This is a genomic window from Bifidobacterium avesanii, from assembly GCF_009299475.1.
In the GTDB taxonomy this organism is placed as follows: domain Bacteria; phylum Actinomycetota; class Actinomycetes; order Actinomycetales; family Bifidobacteriaceae; genus Bifidobacterium; species Bifidobacterium avesanii.
Map to the genome: position 1 here is coordinate 1 of NZ_WBSN01000028.1, position 20,892 is coordinate 20,892.

A 20,892-nucleotide genomic window follows, 5' to 3' on the forward strand; every position below is an offset into this window, starting at 1 on the left:
AAACAACGCCGAACGCCAGCCCACCACGCACAGTCATGCCCACCCGAACCGCGGCCGGATCCGCCAGCGCCGCACCCACCCGCACCCGCATACGACTCGCGCACGCGCCACGCCACACCCGGGTTACGGAAAAAGTTCACCTGAGCTTCAACTGCGGAGGCACGGACCGCGGCCGCGCCCTTTTAAGCTGGAGTACGTAGAACCGTACATATGGTGGAGTCTGGAGTCAGGAGCAATGGGTTCGACATCGCACATCATCGAGCGCATCAACCGCATCTTCCCCTCGCTTCATCCGGCGGAGAAGCAGGTCGCCGCGTTCGTGCGCGACCGCATCGACCTCGTCGCCTCGCTCACCGTGGGGCAGCTGGCCGAACGCTGCGAGGTGAGCCAGCCCACCGTGATCCGCCTCACCCGCAAGCTCGGGTTCAACGGCTACCGCGAGTTCCGCTACGCGATCGCCCACCCGCAGCAGGACGCGGACGTGCCAGACGACGCGGCCTTCAACCCGCTGGAGGGCTTCAACCTGCACCCGTGGGACAATCCGGACGACGTGCCGCACAAGACGGTGGCCGCCGCGACCACGATCCTGCGCGAAATGCTCTCCACGCTGGACGGCAAGGCGTTCCGCCGCGCGATCACGCAGATCGCCCGCGCGCGCGTGATCGACATCTACGCCGTGGAGGACTCGCTCGCCCCCGCCACCGACCTCAACACCAAGCTCAGCTATCTGGGCCTCCAGTCCCGCCTGCACCTCGACCCGTACCTGCAGCAGATCTCCGCCGCGCACCTGACGCCGGCGGACCTCGCCATCGCCATCTCCTATTCGGGCTCCTCCAGCGACACGGTGAAGGCGCTGCGCCTCGCGAAGAACCAGGGCGCGGCCACGCTGGGCATCACCAACAGCGCCGGCACGCCGATCGCCAACTGGTCCGACGTGACGTTGCTCGCCGGCCGCGACTCGCACACGATCTACGGCAACGCGATCTTCTCGCGCATCTCGCACGCCGCGCTGGTGGACATGCTCTACATGGGCGTGATCCTCACCGACTACACGCGCTACGCCGCCGTGCTCGACGCCTCGGGACGCGCCATCGCCGACCGCGCCTACGCGGCCTGAAGCCGTCCCGGCGCAGTCCGGCCCGGCGCATTCCCGACCCCGGCCGCGTCCCGGCGGCCCGTCCCGCCATACCCCATCGACTACGTTGACTACGGCAAAACCATGTAGCTTAACTTGCTGTTCACCGGAGCTTGCACAACGTTTTTCCGTGGACCGCCGTCTTCGCCCCAACGGTGGACGACCATGGAACTGGCCCCGAAAGGGACCGTCCAACACACCAAGCACAACTCAACACCGAACCCGCGCGGTCTGAAACGTCCAGGCAGTTTCGGAGGGGAAGGCCGCGCACCACGAAGGCACGAAGGTCAGGAAATATGCTCGAACTGAAAAACATCACCAAGTCGTTCGGGGACACGCACGTCCTCAACGGCATCAGCCTCACGCTGGACAACGGCAAGATCATGTCGATCCTCGGCCCGTCCGGCGGCGGCAAGACCACGCTGCTCAACATCATCCTCGGCATCACCGACGCGACGAGCGGCCAGATCATCTACAACGGCGAGGACCTCACGGACGTGCCGATGGAGAAGCGCGGCTTCAACATCGTGTTCCAGGACTACGCCCTGTTCCCGAACCTCACCGCGTACGAGAACATCACCTACGGCCTGCGGAACAACCCGGGCATCTCCTCCGAGGCGGAGATCAAGGAGCTCATCCGCCTGCTCGGCCTCGAGGAGCACCTGGGCAAGCGCATCGACGAGCTGTCGGGCGGCCAGAAGCAGCGCGTGGCCCTCGCCCGCACGCTGGTGATGAAGCCGAAGCTGCTGCTCCTCGACGAGCCGCTGTCCGCCCTGGACGGCGTGATCAAGGAGTCCATCAAGGCCAAGATCAAGCAGATCGTCGAACAGTACCACCTCACCACCATCATGGTCACCCACGATCCGGAGGAGGCCTGCACCATGAGCGACCGCGTCCTCATCATCAACCACGGCAAGATCGCCCAGTACGACACACCGGAGAACATCATCGAGCACCCGGCGAACGAGTTCGTGAGGAAGTTCATCCTCCACCAGCTCGAGGTCAAGCGCAACAACATCTACACGCTCTTCAACGAGGGCGAGGCTCCCGCCGGGCAGCCCGACGCGCAGAAGGCGGAGGTCTGACGGTCATGTCGGTCGAATCCATCCAGGCGGGCAAGCAGCTGCCCAACATCGCCCCGGAGATCTCCAACCACGAGCGCCGCCCGCGCGCCCCGAAGCAGACCGAGCTGTGGACGCTGCTGGCGATCGTCTCCGTCGCGTTCCTCGCGTTCCTCGTGGTGCCGCTGGCCACGGTCATCGTCAAGTCCTTCCAGACCGGAGACGGCGCGGCCACACTGTCCAACTACTGGGCCGTGCTCTCGCGCCCCGAATTCGGCGCCTCCGTGGCCCACTCGCTCATCGTGGCGGCCGTCTCCGCGCTCATCGCCGTGCTGCTCGCGTTCCTGCTGGCGTACACGGTCAACTGCACGAACGTGCCGAACGGGCTCAAGAAGGCCATCACCCTGCTCACGCAGGTGCCGATGCTGCTGCCGACCATCACGTACGGCTTCGCGATCATCTACTCGTTCGGCAAGCAGGGCCTCATCACGCGCCTGCTCGGCTTCCAGCCGTTCGACATCTACGGCTTCAACGGCCTGCTGATCGGCTACGTGATCTACACGCTGCCCACGTGCTTCCTGCTCATCAACAACAGCTTCCAGTTCGTGGACAAGAAGTTCATCATCGTCTCGCACATCATGGGCGACAAGCCGTTCACCACGTTCCTCAACACGGTGGTCCGCCCGCTCGTGGGCACGATGGCGATCGCGTTCATCCAGTCGTTCTTCCTCGCGTTCACCGACTACGGCATCCCGACGTCGGTGGGCGGCGAGTACGACGTGCTGGCCATGACGCTGTTCAACCAGATGCTCGGCTCCATCCCGAACTTCAACCGCGGCGCCGTGATCGCCGTGGTGATGCTCGTCCCCTCGATCATCTCGATCATCCTGGTGACCGTGCTCGAGCGCTTCGCCATCCGCTACAACAAGATCTCGCAGGTCGAGCTGCCCAAGGGCAAGAGGCGCGACTGGCTGTGCGGCATCGCCTCCATCGTCACGCTGGTGTGCGTGCTGAGCCTGTTCGCGGTGATCATCCTCATCCCGTTCGTCACGGAGTGGCCGTTCAACACGAGCTTCACGTTCGGCCACATCGCCGCGCTGTTCACCGACTCCGAGCTCACGCAGGTGTACACCAACTCGCTGTACGTGGCCGTGATGACCGCCGTCATCGGCTGCCTGTTCGCCTACGCGGCGGGTCTGGTCACCTCGCGCTCGAAGCTGCCGAACTGGGCGCGCCGCACGGTGGACGCCATGAGCTCGATCATCAACACGGTCCCCGGCATGGTGCTCGGCATCGCGTTCCTGTTCGTCTTCTCCGGCACGAGCTTGCAGAACACGTTCTGGATCCTCATCGCGGCGAACATCGTGCACTACTTCGCCACCCCGTACCAGATGATCAAGGACTCCCTGACGAAGATGAACGCCTCGTGGGAGACCACCGCCAAGCTCATGGGCGACAGCTGGTTCAAGACGATCGTGCGCGTGGTCACGCCGAACGCGCTGCCGACCATCCTGCAGGTGTTCAGCTACTACTTCGTCAACGCGATGGTCACCATCTCCGCGGTGGTGTTCCTGACCGGCGCCCGCACGCAGGTGATCACCACCAAGATCTCCGCGCTGCAGCACGTGGCCAAGTTCGACGAGATCTTCGCCCTGTCCCTGCTCATCCTCGCCACGAACCTCGTGGTCAAGGGCGTCACCGCGTTCCTCACCCGCGACCGCAGCCGCGAAAAGGCCCGCGCCGCCGTGAAGGTGAAGACCCCGCAGGTGGCCGTCGCCGCCGCTGCCGTGCGCCCCGACGCCCGCCAGACCGCGATCGAGCAGACCGGCGCGAACGGCAGCCCGGACTTCCCGCTGCCCACCTCCGGCAACCGCCGCGCCCGCAACGTGTTCACCGGCGCGCTGTCCGCGGTGCTCGCCGTGCTGCTCGTGGCCTTCGGCTTCGGCGCGACCGCCTCCTCCGCGAACGGACAGGTGGTCATCTACACCAACGCCGACGACGAGGCCGTGGTCGCTTTCCAGCACGCTCTGGACGACAACGGATTCCGCGGCCAGTACATCATCCAGAGCTTCGGCACCTCCGAGCTCGGCGGCAAGATGCTGGCCGAGGGCAAGGCGCTCGAGGCGGACATGCTCACCATGAGCTCCTACTACGTGGACTCCGCGCAGGAGCGCAACCACATGTTCGCGGACCTGACGGACGTCAAGTCCAAACTGCTCGGCACGTCGGAGAACTCCAAGGCCCCGGCCTACCGCTCGCCGACCACCGCGCAGGAGGGCGCGATCATCGTCAACACCAAGACGCTCGCCGAGTCCGGCGTCCCGGAGCCCAAGAGCCTCAAGGACCTCGCCGACCCGCAGTACAAGGGCCTGATCTCCGTGCCGGACATGGAGGGCTCCTCCACCGGCTGGCTCATGATCCAGGCGATCGCCGACGCGTACGGCACCGGCGCCGAGGGGCAGAAGATCCTCACGGACATCTACCGCAACGCCGGCCCGCACCTTGAGCAGTCCGGCTCCGGCCCGCTCAAGGCCGTGCGCTCGGGCGAGGTGGCGATCGGATTCGGCCTGCGCCATCAGGCCGTGGCGGACAAGGCCAAGGGTCTGCCAATCGACTTCGTGGACCCGACCGAGGGCAACTACTCGCTGACCGAGTCGGTGGCGGTGCTCGACAAGGGCCGCGCCACCAACCCGAAGGCGCAGCAGATGGCCGCCGTGATCATCGACAAGGGCCGCAAGGAGCTGCTCCAGACGTATCCGACGCCGCTCTATCAGGGCGAGACCGCCGCGGCGAACGCGTCGAAGAACTCGAAGTCCTTCCCCCAGCCGCTGACGGTGGACTTGCTGCAGGAGCATCAGGACTTCTCCTCCGCCTGCAAGCGCGCCGCCCAGTCCGAATAATCCCCATCCCACGGTCTGGTCCACGGCCGCCCAGTCCGAATAAGCCCGGTCGCCCGATCGCCCCGTCGTTCCGTTCCGCCGGCCGTTCCATCCCGCCCCGAACGTCGGAACGGAACGACTGGCCGGGGCGATTCGGCGGCGGGGGCGCGAAGTCCCAAAGGTCTTTTTTGAAGCTGGTGACAATGTGGGCGCAATGTGCCCACGACGTGCCCACGCTGTCACCAGCTTCTCAAAACCCCACGGTTCCCCCGCCCGCCATCCCTACCCCAACTACAAACAACACTCCAACCACGGCTTGATAACTACGTAGATTCACCAAAAACTTCATAGTCAATTAGAATCACGCCACAGCAACGGCAGACAAGAAAGGAATCACCCCCATGAACACCGAATACAAGCTCCTCACCCCCGGCCCGCTGACCACCACCCGCACCGTCAAGGAGGAGATGCTCTTCGACCACTGCACGTGGGACGAGGACTACCAGCAGATCACCCAGAAGATCCGCCGTCAGCTGCTCGAGCTCGCCCACTGCGACGCCGACGGCTACACCGTCGTGCTCATGCAGGGCTCCGGCACCTTCGGCGTGGAGAGCGTGCTCACCTCCGCGATCGGCAGGGACGAGAAGGTGCTGCTGTGCACCAACGGCGCGTACGGCGACCGCCAGGCGGACATCTGCCGCCACGCCGGCATCGACTTCGTGCAGTACGCCGAGCCGTACGACCGCATCCCGGACGCCGCCAAGGTCGAGGAGTACCTCAAGGCCGACCCGTCCATCACCCACGTCTCCATGATCCACTCCGAGACCACCTCCGGCCTGCTCAACGACATCGAGGCCGTGGCCCGCGTGGCCAAGAAGTACGGCAAGACCTTCATGGTGGACGCCATGAGCTCCTTCGGCGGCGTGGACATCCCCGTGGCCGACTGGGGCATCGACTTCCTCGTCTCCTCCGCCAACAAGTGCATCCAGGGCGTGCCCGGCTTCAGCTTCATCATCTGCAACAAGGCCAAGCTCGAGGCCTCCAAGGGCAAGGCGCGCAGCCTGTCGCTCGACCTGTGGGACCAGTGGAACACCCTCGAGAAGGCCAACGGCAAGTGGCGCTTCACCTCCCCCACCCACGTGGTGCTCGCCTTCTCCAAGGCCCTCGACGAGATGTTCGCGGAGGGCGGCATCCCGGCCCGCTCCGCCCGCTACACGCTCAACAACGAGCTGCTCATCGCCCGCATGAAGGCGCTCGGCTTCCGTCTGTTCCTGCGCGACCATCAGGGCCCGATCATCACCACGTTCCTCTACCCGGAGGGCACCGCGTTCGACTTCCACGACATGTACGAGTTCATCAAGGAGCGCGGCTACGCGATCTACCCGGGCAAGCTCACCAACGAGGAGACCTTCCGTCTGGGCAACATCGGCGAGATCTACACCGACGACATCGAGAAGGTGACCGAGCTGCTGGCCATGTACATGGGCGAGCGCGGCCTGCTCGAGCCCGCCACCGGCAACGCGTCCGTCCCCGCCGCGATCGCCGCCATGGACGCCGCCGGTGCCCCGGTCAAGGCCGCCGCCCCCGCGTCCGTGAAGCTCACCGCCTGATTCGCGCGAGACGTTCGAAAGGAGAATGTCATCATGACCAGCACCAGCACCCGCTTCGAGGCCGTCGTCTTCGACTGGGCCGGCACCACCGTGGACTATGGCTGCTTCGCCCCCGTGCGCGCGTTCCAGGAGGCGTTCCGCGAGTTCGGCATCGAGCCGACCATGGCGGAGACCCGCAAGCCGATGGGCATGCTCAAGCACGACCACATCGAGACCATGCTGCACATGGACCGCATCGCCCGCGCGTGGGAGGACGCCCACGGCGCCGCCCCCACCGAGGCCGACGCGGACAAGGTGTACGCGCACTTCGAACCCAAGCTGCTGTCCATCCTCGACCAGTTCGCCGCCCCAAAGCCGGGCGTGGTGGACACCGTCGCCGAGCTGCGCGAGATGGGGCTCAAGATCGGCTCCACCACCGGCTACACGGACAAGATGATGGAGATCGTGGTGCCCAAGGCCGCCGAGCAGGGCTACGCTCCCGACTTCTGGATCAGCCCGGACGGCACCGACGGCTTCGGCCGCCCCTACCCGTACATGGTGTTCGCGAACCTCAGAACCCTGGGCGTGACCGACGTGCGCAGGGCCGTCAAGGTGGGCGACACGCTCTCCGACATCCGCGAGGGCAAGAACGCCGGCGTCTTCACCGTGGGCGTGACCGAGGGCAGCTCCCAGATGGCCCTGTCCGAGGAGGAGTTCGACGCCCTGTCCCCCGCCGACAAGGACGCCGCCCGCTCGGCCGCCCGTGATGCGTTCGTGGCCGCCGGCGCCGACGCGGTGATCGACACCATGGCCGAGTTGCCCGCCCTGCTGCGCCAGATCGCCTGAGACGCGGATTCCGCCGCGTTCTTTGCAGACCGGGAGCGCCCACTCCCGGTCCACGACGCCGGAAAACCTTGATATTCCAACCTTGTTGACATGCACGGACCGGGAGTGGGCGCTCCCGGTCCGTTTGTTTGCTCACGATGCGGGTTCGCCGTCCGATTCGCCCGCTTGGCCCGCGTCGTTCGCCACGTACTCCAGCAGGTCGCCGGGCGTGCAGTCGAGCGCCTCGCAGATCGCGGCGAGCGTGGAGAAGCGCACGGCGGTGACGTGGTTGTTCTTGATCTTCGACAGGTTCACGTTGGAGATGCCCACCCTCTCCGCGAGCCAGTTGAGCGACCTGCCCCGGTCGGCCATGACCCGGTCGAGGCGCAGTACGATCCGCCCGGTCACAGGAGGCCGTCCACGTCGCGCTGGAGTTCGCCGCCGTAGTCGAACACGTGCGCGACGAGCAGCGCCAGCGCGCCGACCATGAGGTACGTGCCGATCACGCTCAGCTGCGGCGTGACGTTCAGATTCGACCGGCCGGTAAGCGCCGAGAGCACGAGCGCCAGCACCGAGCCCGCGCCCGCCGCCACGGGCACCGCGATGAGCAGCCGCCCGATGCGCCGGAGGGGCGCGGCGAGCCCCGCCTCGAACGGGCTGAACAGGTCGGAGCGGTCCAGCCACGCCTGTATGCCACGGCTCACGCGGCGGATGTTGCGCATCACGAGCGCCATCGCGACCATGCACGCGATCTGCAGGACGATCAGCGTGAGCAGCGCCGCGGGGTTGGCCGAGCGCGCCTCCGCCTGCTGCCGGATCATGGTCCGGTACGCGTCCGCCGCCATGCCGTTGATCGTGTCCGCAGTCGGCGAGCAGTCGACGACCGACAGCTGCGACCGGTATTGCGCGTCAGCGGAGGGATCCGGCAGCGCGAACGTGAAGCCGCCGACCGTGTCGCCCACGCCGACGCTGAACGAACCCGCCCCGACCGCACGCCCGTACCCGACGCCCGGCATGCGGTCCGCGGCGCCGCCGGCCATGACGATGAGCGCCAGCATGACCGCGCACAGCGCCGCGCCGATCCAGCAGACTGCCTCGATCAGCACCGACGCCCAGTGCACAATGCCGTTGAGCCGGGTGAAGTTGCGCTTGCCTCTCTCGATTTTGCCGCTCTTGATTGTGTCGTTCATGATGCAACCTCCTCGTCGCATCGGGCGCGGTCTCCGCCAGACCGCCGCTATGGCTCCATAATAGCGCAGAATTTAATGTTTGTCGATAAATTCTTAATGCGGCGCGTTAACACCGGCGTTGCACCCATCACCCCACGTTGTTGTTGTAGACCTGCGACTGGAGGTCCTTGCGGGCGGCTTCGAGCTTGGCGACGCGGCCGAGGAGGGCGAACTTCTCCTCGCCGTCGGGCAGCTGGGCCATGCGGCGGCGCGCGGCGGCGATCTGGCGCATGTAGTCCATGTCGATGAGGCGCACCAGCAGTTCGGTGGCGTATTTGGCCTCCGCGGCGCTGGGCGCGCGCAACTGCACGGCGGCGGCCCCACCCGCGGCACCGCCCGCGCCCGCGCTCCCCTGCGCACCCACGGCACCCGCGGCATTCCCATCGCCCGCCTGCGCGTTCGACGGCGGCAGCGGCAGCGGCATCACGGCGAGCTCGTTGATCACCTGATCGAGCATGGGACCACCCGCCTTGGAGAGCGCGTGCATCCACAGGCCCTGAGGCGTGTCGTTCGACGGCAGGCCTCCCGCCGCCTCGATCGCCTGGAACATCGCGCGGAACACCGGCGTGGTGAAGCTGTCCACGGTGAGCGCGCCGAACAGGGAGCGGTCCAGCGCGCGCGGCACCTGAATGAGCGTGGCCATGAACTGCTGCTCGCAGATGAACACCGCGTCGTCGATGCGGTGGTACGTCTGGTTGCGGGCGTCCTCGCGCTCCAGCGCCTTGCGCACGGCGGGATTGGCGTACGGGTTCTCGCCGCGGCGCTCACGCTCGGGCTCCGGATCCACGCCGAAGCCGCCGCGTCGGGATCCACGAGGGGCGTAGGCGTCCTCGTCGCGCACATGCGCCGCGCGCCGGGCCGAGGCGACCTCGCGCTGCAGGATGTCCAGATCGACGCCCACGCGCCGGGCGGCCTTGCGCGTGTACACGTCCAGCAGCGACCGGTCGCGGATCTGCGCGATCACCGGTGCCACCGCGTGCACGGCGCCCATCTGCCCCGTGGTGTACTGGGTGTCGAAGCGGCCGATCGCCGTCTCGATCACGAAGTCGTACAGCGGGCGGGCCGACTCGATGAGCGCGCGCACCGCCTGGTCGCCGCGCTGGATGCGCAGGTCGCACGGGTCGAGGTTGTCGTCCGCCACGGCCACGAACGTCTGCGTCAGGAACGCCGAATCGAGGCCGAACGCGTGCAGGGCAGCCTTCTGACCGGCCGCGTCGCCGTCGAACGTGAACACCACGCGCGAGCTCAGCGTCTGCCCGTCCACCTTGCGCGGCCCGATGAGCTGGATGGCGCCCAGCGAATCGTCGGCGATGAGGCGGCGCACGATCTTCGCGTGCTCGGCGCCGAACGCGGTGCCGCATGTCGCCACGGCCGTGTCGATGCCCGCCAGATGCATGGCCATCACGTCCGTGTACCCCTCCACGATCACCACCTGCCGCTTCTTGACGATCGACGCCTTGGCGAGGTCGATGCCGTAGAGCACCTGCGTCTTGCGGTAGAGCTGCGTGTCCGGGGTGTTGATGTACTTGGCGGCGATGGTGTCGTCCTCGTACAACTTGCGTGCGCCGAAGCCGAGCGTACGGCCGGTCGAGTCGCGGATGGGCCACGTGACGCGCCCGCGGAAATAGTCGTACACGCCGCGCTGGCCCTGCCGGGCGAGGCCGGCGTCGAGCATTTCCTTCTGCGTGAAGCCCTTGGACGCGAGGTGGCGGACCAGATTGTCCCAGCCCTGCGGCGCGTAGCCGCACCCGAAGCGCTCGCAATCGGCCTGGCTGAAGTTGCGGCCGCCGAGGAGCTTGCGCGCGGCGAGCGCCTCCTTGCTCATGATCTGCGAAACGAAGAAGCGCTGCGCCTCCTCGTTCGCCTCGAGCAGACGGGAGCGCTTGGAGCCGGCGTGCGCGGCGTCGCGCTGGCCGGAGCCGTTCTGCTCGTAGTGCAGTTCGATGTGGTACTTGTCCGCGAGCAGCTCCACGGCCTCGCGGAAGTCGATGTTCTCCTGCTGCTCGACGAACTTGAACACGTCGCCGCCCAAGCCGCAGCCGAAGCAGTGCCATACGCCGAGCGACGGGCGCACGTTGAAGCTGCCGGTCTTCTCGTCGTGGAACGGGCACAGCCCCACATACGTGCCGGTGCCGGACGGTTTGAGGGCGACGGATGCGGACACGATGTCGTACAGGTCCGCGGCGGCGCGCACCTTCTCCACGTCTTCCTTCAGAATCATTCCAGCCATGCCTCACCACACTAGCGGCACGAACCGACGCGGCGGACGGCGCAAACCGTCAGTTCACCCGCACAGGATGACATGCAACGCCAGGGCCGACCCGTCCGTAAGGCTCGCCACCTGGTCGACGGCCACCCTCAGGCGCTCGTCGTCGTTGGAGCACTCGTTCCAGTCGGCGAGGAACTGGCTTTCCAGCGCGTCGGACGCCCGCGGCGCGTCGCGCATGATCACGTCCACCAGATCCTCCACGATGGCGAGTTCCTCCCGGTGCAGCGGCTCGCGTTCGCGCGGTTCCATGACGAAGTACACGGCGATGCCCTTCAGCGCCACGATCTCGTAGTTCGTCTCCTCGGGAATCACCACGTTCGCCGAATAGCGCGTGAGCGGCCCCGGGCCGTACGCCTCCCGCGTGGCGCTCTCCACGCTCCACGCGAACCGGCCGATCAGGTCCGACGTGATGTTCTTCAGCTGCGCGAGCGAGCGCCGCGAACCGTTGAAGTGCTCGGGGAACATGTGCAGCCGCCGCAGCCGCAGGTACGCCTCGAGCAGCTTGTCCGCATCCCAGCGCGAGCCGTACCACGCGCGCGTCCGCTCCACGATGCGGTCGAGGACGCGCGGGTCGGCGAGCGCGATCGGGTTGAACGCGCCGGTGGCGATGGAATCCTCCACGTCATGCACCGAATAGGCGATGTCGTCGGACAGATCCATGATCTGGCACTCCATCGGCTTGGTCGCCTCGGGCGCGCCCGTCTTGAGCCAGCGGAACACGTCCTCGTCGTCCGGGTAGACGCAGAACTTCACGCTTCGCTCCCCCTTGGGATGCCTGGCGGCCTCGGCCAGCGTCCACGGGTACTTGACGGCCGCGTCCAGCGAGGCGCGCGTGAGGTTCACGCCGGCCGACCGCCCGTCCGGCAGGAACACCTTGGGCTCGAGCCGGGTGAGGATCCTCAGGGTCTGCGCGTTGCCCTCGAACCCGCCGATCCCCTCGGCTATCCTCGCCAGCGCGCGCTCGCCGTTGTGACCGAAGGGCGGGTGTCCCAGATCGTGCGCGAGGCAGGCGCAGTCGACCACGTCCGGATCGCAGCCGAGCAGCTTGCCGATCTGCCGGCCGATCTGCGCCACCTCGAGCGTGTGCGTGAGGCGCGTGCGGGCGAAGTCGTCGGTGCCCGCCACGAGGATCTGGCTTTTGGCGCCCAGCCTGCGCAGGGCCGAGGAGTGGATGAGCCGAGCGCGGTCGCGCTCGAATGCGGTGCGCGACTTGGATTTGGGCGGCTCGGGCGCCCACCGCTCCTCGTCGAAGGCCGTGTAGCCCTCGCCCGCGGGAATGCGCTCGGTCGTCATGGCGCCGCCGCCTACAGGATCGACGCCGGGTCGAGCAGGGCGAGGTCCTCGGGCGGCAGCACTTCGGCGGCGTTGAGGTACAGGCGCGGGATGCGGTTCCTCAGACACGTGAAGATCTCGTAGCTGATCGTCTCGGCGGCGCGGGCCCAGTCGTCGGCGGTCGGCTCGCACACGGCCTCGCCGCGGCCGGGGCCGAACAGCACCACGGTGTCGCCCTCCTCGACGCCCATCGCGGCGGCGGAGCCGTGCAGATCGAGGATGAATTGGTCCATGCACACGCGGCCGGAGACGCGCTCGAGCTTCGGGCCCTGCTTGGTCATGATGCGCACCGGGCCGCCGAGCTTCTCCACGTGCTTGGCGCCCTCCATGTCGAAGCCGGAGGCGGAGCGGTGGATGCCGTCCGCGTAGCCGAGCGGCACGATGGCGGTGGACGTGTTCTGCGGCGTGAGGTAGGTGCGGCCGTACGAGATGCCGTGGCCGGCCTCCACGTCCTTGACCGTGCCGAGCTGGGCCTGCAGCGTCATGGCGGGCTTCAAATGGTAGCGCTGCGGGGTGCCCATGGCCGGGTCGGGCTCGTAGCCGTACAGGCCGATGCCCGGGCGGGTGAGCTCGTAGTGGATCTTCGGGCGGGACAGCGTGGCGGCCGTGTTGGCGAGGTGGCGGATCTGCGGGGCGATGCCGGCGGCGCGCATGCGATCGGTGAACTCGTCGAACACGGCGATCTGGGTGTCCGTGGACTTCACGAATTCGGGGACGTTGGGGGCGTCGGCCACCGCCAGATGGCTCCACTGGCCGATGATCTGGATGAGGCCGAGCGACTGCTCCTCGCGCAGGGCCTTGATCGCCTCGTCGAACGCGGCGGGCGTGAAGCCGTTGCGGCCGAAGCCGGTGTCGCACTTGACGTGCACGCGGGCGGGCCTGCCCACGCGGCGGGCCGCCTCGGACACGCGCGCGATGCCGGCGAGCGAGCCGACGGACACGTCCACGTCCGCGGCGATGAGCTCGTCGAACGGCACTTCGAGGCCGGAGTACATCCACGTGAGGATGCGGCAGCGGTCGGGGCCGATGCCCGCCGCGCGCAGGGCCAGCGCCTCGTGCGCCTGGGCGGTGCCGAGCCACGTCGCGCCGCCGGCGAGGGCCGCGAGGGCCGCCGGGATGAGACCGTGGCCGTACGCGTCGGCCTTGACCACGCCCATCACCGCGGTGCCGGAGTCGGGGCCGCCGCAGATCTCCACGAGCCGGGCCATGTTGTCGCGCAGCGCCTTGAGGTCGACGATGCACTGCGCGGGGTACCGCCTGCACGCCGCCTTGTAGTTGGCCTGTCCCTGTTCACTCGAAAAAACCCACTGGGGTGCTGCGTTCAAACTCATGCGCACCATTGTGGCGCGGCGCTATGACGTTTGCGTTGCCTCGTTTCCCGCCCGTCGCATCGCCCGTCGCGGTGCCCATCTCGTTGGCCGTCGCATCATCCGTCACGTCGTCGCCATGCCGTCATCATGCCGTCCGGCAACCGCCTGTCCGTCACCTTCCATCCGCGATTTCCCCGGGATCCCGTCATTCGTTCCAATCCGCCGGAGCGGGCACGCAGGTTGGAACGATCGGCCGATAATCGGATCATTTGGACTCCCCATTCGCCGTCATTCGTTCCAACCCGTGCCACTTGCCTTGCGGATTGGAACGATCGACGCGCAATCAGGACTTCCGGGGAGTCCATTCGCCGTCATTCGTTCCAACCTACGGCGCTGATGACACAAATTGGAACAATCAACCGATAATCGGATCATCTGAAGGCTCCAATCGCCGTCATTCGTTCCAACCTACGACCCTCTCATCGCAGCTTGGAACGATCGACGCGCAATCGGCACTTTGGGGCGCTCGTTCGCCGTCATTCGTTCCAACCCGTCAAAGAGAACATGCAGGTTGGAACGATCATCCAACAATCGGGCCGTCCGGAGGGGACATTCGACGCCGTTCGTTCCAAGCTGCGAATTCGCGGACGCGGATTGGAACGAATGACGCAAGCACCGATGCAAACGCCCACGCGAATGCGGCGGCATGATCATATGCCGAGACGATGCCCATCGCCATCCGACCGTTTGTCAGCGCACGGCCCTACACTGGCTCCACATGTCCGCCCAAGCGCCCGATCGGCGCGCGCGGCCATTCTGATTCCCGGCGTTTAAGGCGTGCCGAGGTCCCGGAACTCCGTCCGGTCCAGCCCATATCCATTCCGTATGTCTGAGAGAAGATTATGGATCTTTTTCGCAAGAAATCGGTGGATCAGCTGGTCGCTGAATCCACCCCGCTCAAGCGCACCATGCGCACGTTCGATCTCACGATGCTCGGCATCGGCGCGATCATCGGCACCGGCATCTTCGTGCTGACCGGCAAGGGCGCACTGACCGCCGGACCGGCGCTGTCCGTCTCGTTCCTGCTCGCCGCCGTCTGCTGCGGCTTCGCCGGCCTGTGCTACGCCGAATTCGCCTCCATGGCCCCCGTCTCCGGCTCCGCGTACTCCTACTCCTACCTGGCGTTCGGCGAACTCATCGCGTTCATCATCGGCTGGGACCTCATCCTCGAATACGCGCTGCAGGCGGCCACCGTGTCCGCCGGTTGGTCGGGCTACTTCAACAAGCTGCTCGAGGGCTTCGGGCTGCACCTGCCCGTCGAGCTCACGGCCGCGTACGGCACCACTCCTGGCGTCACCACGTACTTCAACCTGCCCGGCTTCGTGATCGTGCTGCTCATCACGTGGGTGCTGTCCATCGGCATCAACCAGACCAAGCGCACCAACGACATCATGGTCATGATCAAGCTCGTGATCATCGTGCTGTTCATCGTGTGCACCGTCTGGTACGTGAACCCGGCCAACTGGAAGCCGTTCTCCCCGTACGGCATCTACACGTTCCAGCCCAACTCGACCCAGCCGTACGGCATCGTGCCGGCCGCGTCGATCGTGTTCTTCAGCTTCATCGGCTTCGACGCCGTGTCCTCCTCCGCCGAGGAGACCGTCAACCCGAACAAGACGCTGCCCAAGGGCATCCTGCTGTCGCTCGCCATCTCCACCGTGTTCTATGTGATCATGACGCTCATCATGACCGGCGTGGTGCCCTACCAGCAGTTCGCGAACTTCATCGACGCGCCGGTGGCCGGCGTGATCCTCGCCACGGGCATGAACTGGCTCGCGTTCATCGTGAATCTGGGCGCGCTCATCGGCATGACCACGGTGATGCTCGTGCAGCTGTACGGCCAGTCCCGCATCTGCTACGCCATGAGCCGCGACGGCCTGTTCCCGAAGTTCTTCGGCGAGGTGCACTCCAAGTACCGCACGCCGTTCAAGGGCACGTGGTTCTTCGGTCTGCTCACCGCGGTCGCCGGCGGCTTCATCAACATCAACATCCTGTTCGAGCTGGTGAACATCGGCACCCTGTCCGCGTTCATCATCGTCTCGGCCGGCATCCTGTGGATGCGCCACACCCAGCCGGACGCGCACCGCGGCTTCAGGGCCCCGCTCGTGCCGTTCACGCCGATCTGCGCGATCGTGTTCTGCCTCGTGCTCATCGCCGGCCTCAACTGGGAGACGTGGGTGCGGTTCGCCATCTGGTTCGGCATCGGACTGGTGGTGTACTTCGCCTACAGCCGCAAGCGCTCCAAGCTCAACGGCGGCGAAGCTGCGGCGGAGACCGCCGCCCAGACGGCCACGGTCTGATCAGTCCTCCCGTTTCCATGATTCATCCAAGCCCCTCGGCCGATCCGGGCCGCAGGGGCTTTCGCATGCCCGCGGGCGCATTCCGCGCACGGGTGCGGTTCTCTCCCGATACGAAAACGTACTCGGGCGGGCCTCAGACGTCCGAAATAATACATGCGGATACGGAACCGTACACGAGGGGCACGCAAATGGCAGGTTTCGTATCGCGTGAATATGGAACCGTGCACGAGGGACACGCAAATGGCCGGTTTCATATCGTGTAGATACGGAATCGTACACGGGGAACTCACAGATGGACGTTTCCGTATCAGCCGATACGAAAACGGATGCGAGCCAGCCACCGCAGGAGGACCGTCGCCGCTTGCCAGGCACGGGCCCGCACACGCATGCATGGTCGCACACACATGCACGGGCACGTAGCCCTCTCCCGGTGACTCCGCCTACGCGGCCCTGCGGTCGTGTCGCTGGAAGGCGATGCGCAGGGTGTCGGTCGGACGGTCGATGAGCTGGATGGTGCCGCAGCGGGTGAACCCGTTGACGGCGAGCACGTGCTGCATGGCCTTGTTGTTGGGATGGGTGTCCACGCGCACGTTGGAGTAGCGCGAGAGCACCCAGCGGAAGATGATGTGCGCGGCGCCCTTGACGAGCCCGGCGGAGGCGACGCGGTGGAGCGTCACGTACTGGTCGTCGTCCAGCCACGCACCGTCGATGGTCTTGTAGGTGGGGTCCTCCCCCGGGCACAGCGCGAACACCGCGAGGATGCGCTCGGAGCCGGAAGCGGAATCGGCAGCCGCGGCGCCGGACCCGCCGCCATCGCCCGCGCCGGCGGCGACACCCGCGTTGACTGCATTGCGGTAGCCGTTCGGGTCCTTCGGCGTGGACACCTTGAGCGGTCGCCTGCCCGGCTCGGTCGCCACGTCCGCGCCGGTGCCGCCCAGATGGTCGACGAGCAGCGTGCAGCGTCCGCATTTGATGTCGTCGCGGATCACGGACTCGCGCGGGAACGTCTTGCCCCACTGCGTCGGGTTGCCGTTGGCGGCCATGAGCCGGCGGGCGCGCGCGTAGATCGCCAGAATCGCCGGAAGATCGGCCTTGGTGGCCTTGCGGAACTCGCGTGCGGACGCGCTGGACTTGGACTGCATGCCGAAACCCTCCGACGACGGAACTTCACGTAAATCGACTCACGTCAACCTATCACATGACCCGCCGAGCCGCGCCGTGGCGTTCTGAGTCCCGAAACGCCGCCCGTTTCCGTTTGGGATGCGATGCGAGACGCAATCGCCCGCTCCCGTGTCTCGGACCGCATCCGAATTTCGAATTGGATGCGAAACAAGACACAGGAGAGACCACGATCGCGCGTGAACACCGCGCATGAAAAACCGCCCGCGCCGGAAAGGGAAGAAAACCGGCGCGGGCGGAGGGGGGGGAAAAAGAAAAGGGAAAGGCAACGCAGAAAGGAGCGGCTGTGGCCCGGACCGGCTCGGGGAAATCTCAGACCGGGTCGGGGAACCTCGAGCCGGCTCATGGAGACCCGGACCGGCTCGGGGAAATCCGCGCCGGATCAAGGAACCTCGATCCAAGTCAAGGAACCTCGATCCGGGTCAAGGAAATCTGGACCAGATCAAGGAAACCCGGGCCAGATCAAGGAAACCCGGGCCGCGCGATTGCCCGTACGGGCGGCGGATCACCAGGTGGCGATCTCGTCCACCTTGGTCACGTGCCCGCCGAACTGGGCCCTGAGCGCGGTCACCACGCGCAGGATGTCGTCGGCGCCGCCGCGCGAGGTCTGGCGCTGCCACAGGGCCGCGGCGGTGGCCGGGGTGGGCACGCCGAGCTCCATCGCGGCCTCGACCATCCAGCGGGCCTCGCCGGACTCGTTGGCCACGGCCGGCACGCCCTGCAGCTCGGGGTCGTCCTTGGTGGCGTTCTCGAACAGGTCGAGCAGCCAGCTGACCACCACGGAGCCGGAGCGCCAGGAGTCCATGGTCCTGGCGGGGTCGGTGATGTACTCGCTGCGCATCATGGTGGCGAAGCCCTCGCCGAACGCCTGCATCATGCCGTATTCGATGCCGTTGTGCACCATCTTGGCGAAGTGGCCGCCGCCGACCGGGCCGGCGTGCACCAGACCGTACTCGCCTTCGGGCTTCAGGGTTTCGAAGATCGGCAGCACCCGGGCGTAGGTGGCGTCCTCGCCGCCGACCATGAGGGCGTAGCCGCGTTCGGCGCCCCACACGCCTCCGGAGACGCCGCAGTCGAGGAAGCCGATGCCGTGCCGGGCGAGCGCGGCGGCGTGCTCGCGGTCCTCGGTGTACTTGGAGTTGCCGCCGTCGATCACCACGTCGCCGGGTTCGAGCAGCTCGCCGAGACGCTCGACGGTGGAGTCGGTCGGCGCGCCGGAGGGCACCATGACCCACACCACGCGCGGCGCGGGCAGGGCGGACACCAGCGCCTCGAGGGAGTCGACGTCGCGGCCGGAGTCCGGGTTCATGTCGAAGCCGACGACGGTGTGGCCGCCGGCGCGCAGCCTGCGCACCATGTTGCCGCCCATGCGCCCGAGGCCGATCATGCCGATCGTCATGCGGCGGGTGGCCGAGACCAGCCCCAGCGCGCCGATCACCGCATCGGACTCCTGGTCGGGCGTGGTGCCGTGGCCGATCTCCACGTCCACGTGCATCTCGTCCGCGCCCGGCTCCTCGAGGATGTCGAACTGCGACTGGAGCATGTTCGGCTTCATGAAGTGGCCCTTGCGGTGGGACAGGCGCTCCATCACCTCGTCGAACGAGCCCTTCATGTACACGAACACCACGCCGTCGCGGCGCAGGCGGTCGCGGTAGGCCTTCTTCAGGGCCGAGCAGGTGATCACGGCGGGTTCGCCGGCGGCGATGCGCTCGTCGATCCACGCGGCGAGGGTGTCCAGCCACGGCCAGCGGTCCTCGTCCGTCAGGGGGACGCCGGCGGCCATCTTGTCGATGTTGGCCTTCGGGTGGAAGTCGTCGGCCTCGGCGGACTTGAGGCCGAGCCTGGCGGCGAGGTGCTCGGCGACGGTGGTCTTGCCGCAGCCGCACACGCCCATCATCACGATGACGGGGGTTTTGCCGGCGAAGTAGTCGGCGGGGACGGTGTTGGCGGCGATGATGGCGGATTCGGTGGTCATGGTTTCCTTCTTTCGGTTGAGAATGGTACGGGCGGGGTTTGGACGGATCGGACGGATCGGAAATGGACGCGGAGGAGAAACGACGGGCTCAGACGAGCGGCACGAAGACGCTGAAGGCCATGACGAGTGCGAGCACCACCACGGACAGCAGGCATTCGAGCACGGACCAGGTCTTGAAGGTCTGCCCCACGTCGAGGCCGAAGTACTCCTTGATGAGCCAGAAGCCGGCGTCGTTGACGTGGGAGAGGAACACCGAGCCGGCGCCGATGGCGATGACGAGCAGCGCGATGGACGGGGTGGTCACGCCCATCTGCTCAACGACGGGGCCGAGGATGCCGGCCGTGGTGATGATCGCCACGGTGGCGGAGCCGGTGGCCACGCGCACGAACGCGGCGATGAGCCAGGCGAGCAGGAAGATGGAGACGGAGGAGCTTTCCACGAAGCGGCCGATGACGTCGCCGATGCCGGTGTCCACGAGCACGCCCTTGTAGCCGCCGCCCGCGCCGACGATGAGCAGGATGCCGGCGATCGGCGGCAGGGCGGCCTTGAGGGAGTCGTTGACGTCCTTCCACGCCATGCGGGTGACCCTGCCGAGCGAGACCATGGAGAACAGCACGGCGGCGACGAGCGCGATGGCGGGCTTGCCGAGGAAGGCGAGCGTCTGCGCGTACAGGGCGGAGGAGCCGGCCTGGTCGGGGGCGACGATTTCGAAGATCGCGTTGCCGAGCATGAGGATGGCGGGCACGAGGATGCACAGGACGGACAGCCAGAAGGGCGGCAGCGTGCGGTCCGCGGGCTTGGCGGCGGTTGCGGCGACCGCGGCGGCGGATTCGTCGCCGATGGACGCGGGCGCGGGCACCGGCACCCACTTGGAGGCGATGCGCGAGAACAGCGGGCCCACGAGGGCGGCGGTGATCACGGCGATCGGCAGGCCGAACATCATGGTCACGCCCACGGAGCCGTTGGGGAAGTTGCTCAGCGCGGCGAGCGGGCCGGGCTGTGGCGGCATGCAGGCGTGCATGACCGAAAGGCCGGCGAGTGTGGGGATGGCGACGCGCATGAGCGGCAGGTTGGAACGGCGGGCGATGAGGATGATGACCGGCACGAGCACCACGAGGCCCACCTCGAAGAACATGGGCAGGCCGATCAGGGCGCCGATGAGGGCCATGGTCCACGGAATCATCCTGGTCGAGGTCCTGGCCAGCAGCGTGCCGACGATGCTGTCGGCGGCGCCGGTGTCCATGAGCACGCGGCCGAGCATGGCGCCGAGGCCCACGAGGATGCCGACCGAGGCCATGGTGGAGCCGAACGAGGCGGAGAAGCTCTCCACGGTGGCGACCGGGCCGTAGCCGGAGCCGACGCCGACGACGAGCGCGGAGATGAGCAGGGAGACGAACGGGTGCAGCTTGGCGACGGTGACCAGCAGGATCAGCACGACGATGCTGGCCACGACGCTGATGCCCAGCTGCGTGCCGTTGAGTTGGACGGCGGCGTCGGTCGCCGCGAGAATCACATCATTCATAATCCATCTCTTCGTTGAGTCGTTTGTTATGCATGCCGTTACTGCTTTGTGGCCTGCAATTTGTATGACGTAATAGAATATACGACCAGATTACGGATTACGCAATATGAATGATGCTCGGCGTGTCGAATATGTATGCCATATCGACCAACATCCGTGCGATAATCAAGCCATGACTTCCAACGCCACTTCCGCGGCCAGCGACGACCTGCCGCTGCACGACCGTC

14 protein-coding genes and 1 pseudogene are annotated in these 20,892 nt (G+C 66.8%); 6 read left to right on the plus strand and 9 right to left on the minus strand.

Annotation, left to right across the window (positions count from 1 at the left end; genetic code table 11):
- The first annotated feature begins 235 nt into the window (after positions 1 to 235).
- The 5 genes from DSM100685_RS10005 to phnX all read left to right on the plus strand — a co-directional run bounded on the left by DSM100685_RS10005 (position 236) and on the right by phnX (position 7,510).
- Complete coding sequence (locus DSM100685_RS10005) at positions 236 to 1,117, plus strand: MurR/RpiR family transcriptional regulator (protein WP_152351193.1); 882 nt, start codon at positions 236 to 238, stop codon at positions 1,115 to 1,117.
- A gap of 314 nt (positions 1,118 to 1,431) precedes the next feature.
- The gene (locus tag DSM100685_RS10010) at positions 1,432 to 2,220 is read left to right on the plus strand and encodes an ABC transporter ATP-binding protein (protein WP_152351194.1); all 789 of its coding nucleotides are present in this window, start codon (positions 1,432 to 1,434) and stop codon (positions 2,218 to 2,220) included.
- Between the two features lie 5 nt (positions 2,221 to 2,225).
- Complete coding sequence (locus DSM100685_RS10015; RefSeq protein WP_152351195.1) at positions 2,226 to 5,096, plus strand: extracellular solute-binding protein; 2,871 nt, start codon at positions 2,226 to 2,228, stop codon at positions 5,094 to 5,096.
- A gap of 380 nt (positions 5,097 to 5,476) precedes the next feature.
- A complete protein-coding gene (gene phnW, locus DSM100685_RS10020) occupies positions 5,477 to 6,685 on the plus strand; it encodes a 2-aminoethylphosphonate--pyruvate transaminase (RefSeq protein WP_152351196.1) in 1,209 nt (402 codons plus the stop codon).
- Positions 6,686 to 6,718: 33 nt separating this feature from the next.
- Positions 6,719 to 7,510: a phosphonoacetaldehyde hydrolase gene (phnX, locus tag DSM100685_RS10025; protein ID WP_152351197.1), complete on the plus strand. Its 792-nt coding sequence runs from the start codon at positions 6,719 to 6,721 to the stop codon at positions 7,508 to 7,510.
- Between the two features lie 132 nt (positions 7,511 to 7,642).
- Here phnX and DSM100685_RS10030 read toward each other — a convergent pair whose 3' ends face one another.
- The 5 genes from DSM100685_RS10030 to alr all read right to left on the minus strand — a co-directional run bounded on the left by DSM100685_RS10030 (position 7,643) and on the right by alr (position 13,650).
- Positions 7,643 to 7,897, minus strand: a complete 255-nt coding sequence (locus DSM100685_RS10030; RefSeq protein ID WP_205730738.1) for a helix-turn-helix domain-containing protein — start codon at positions 7,895 to 7,897, stop codon at positions 7,643 to 7,645.
- Positions 7,894 to 8,679 carry a hypothetical protein gene (locus DSM100685_RS10035; protein ID WP_152351198.1) on the minus strand — a complete coding sequence of 262 codons (786 nt, stop codon included), beginning with the start codon at positions 8,677 to 8,679 and terminating at the stop codon, positions 7,894 to 7,896. Before DSM100685_RS10035 ends, DSM100685_RS10030 begins: the two co-directional genes overlap by 4 nt.
- A 127-nt stretch (positions 8,680 to 8,806) precedes the next feature.
- Positions 8,807 to 10,948 carry a DNA primase gene (gene dnaG / locus DSM100685_RS10040; RefSeq protein WP_152351199.1) on the minus strand — a complete coding sequence of 714 codons (2,142 nt, stop codon included), beginning with the start codon at positions 10,946 to 10,948 and terminating at the stop codon, positions 8,807 to 8,809.
- A 54-nt stretch (positions 10,949 to 11,002) separates the two neighbouring features.
- Positions 11,003 to 12,280, minus strand: coding sequence for a deoxyguanosinetriphosphate triphosphohydrolase (locus tag DSM100685_RS10045; protein ID WP_152351200.1), 1,278 nt, complete (start codon positions 12,278 to 12,280; stop codon positions 11,003 to 11,005).
- Positions 12,281 to 12,291: 11 nt separating this feature from the next.
- Entirely contained in the window at positions 12,292 to 13,650 is a 1,359-nt protein-coding gene (alr, locus tag DSM100685_RS10050; RefSeq protein WP_152351201.1) for an alanine racemase, read from the minus strand.
- A gap of 881 nt (positions 13,651 to 14,531) precedes the next feature.
- On the opposite strand from alr, the gene DSM100685_RS10055 reads away from it, so the two are divergent.
- Complete coding sequence (locus DSM100685_RS10055) at positions 14,532 to 15,989, plus strand: APC family permease (protein ID WP_152351202.1); 1,458 nt, start codon at positions 14,532 to 14,534, stop codon at positions 15,987 to 15,989.
- Positions 15,990 to 16,429: 440 nt separating this feature from the next.
- Here DSM100685_RS10055 and DSM100685_RS11020 read toward each other — a convergent pair whose 3' ends face one another.
- The 4 genes and pseudogenes from DSM100685_RS11020 to DSM100685_RS10070 all read right to left on the minus strand — a co-directional run bounded on the left by DSM100685_RS11020 (position 16,430) and on the right by DSM100685_RS10070 (position 20,665).
- Positions 16,430 to 17,131 carry an N-acetyltransferase gene (locus tag DSM100685_RS11020; RefSeq protein WP_239512606.1) on the minus strand — a complete coding sequence of 234 codons (702 nt, stop codon included), beginning with the start codon at positions 17,129 to 17,131 and terminating at the stop codon, positions 16,430 to 16,432.
- A gap of 542 nt (positions 17,132 to 17,673) precedes the next feature.
- Positions 17,674 to 18,567 carry a phosphogluconate dehydrogenase (NAD(+)-dependent, decarboxylating) gene (gnd, locus tag DSM100685_RS11140; RefSeq protein WP_204314222.1) on the minus strand — a complete coding sequence of 298 codons (894 nt, stop codon included), beginning with the start codon at positions 18,565 to 18,567 and terminating at the stop codon, positions 17,674 to 17,676.
- A 75-nt stretch (positions 18,568 to 18,642) separates the two neighbouring features.
- Positions 18,643 to 19,143, minus strand: a pseudogene (locus tag DSM100685_RS11145) (gluconokinase); the annotation flags it as partial.
- An 88-nt stretch (positions 19,144 to 19,231) separates the two neighbouring features.
- Positions 19,232 to 20,665: a GntP family permease gene (locus tag DSM100685_RS10070; RefSeq protein WP_152351204.1), complete on the minus strand. Its 1,434-nt coding sequence runs from the start codon at positions 20,663 to 20,665 to the stop codon at positions 19,232 to 19,234.
- Positions 20,666 to 20,892: the final 227 nt, after the last annotated feature.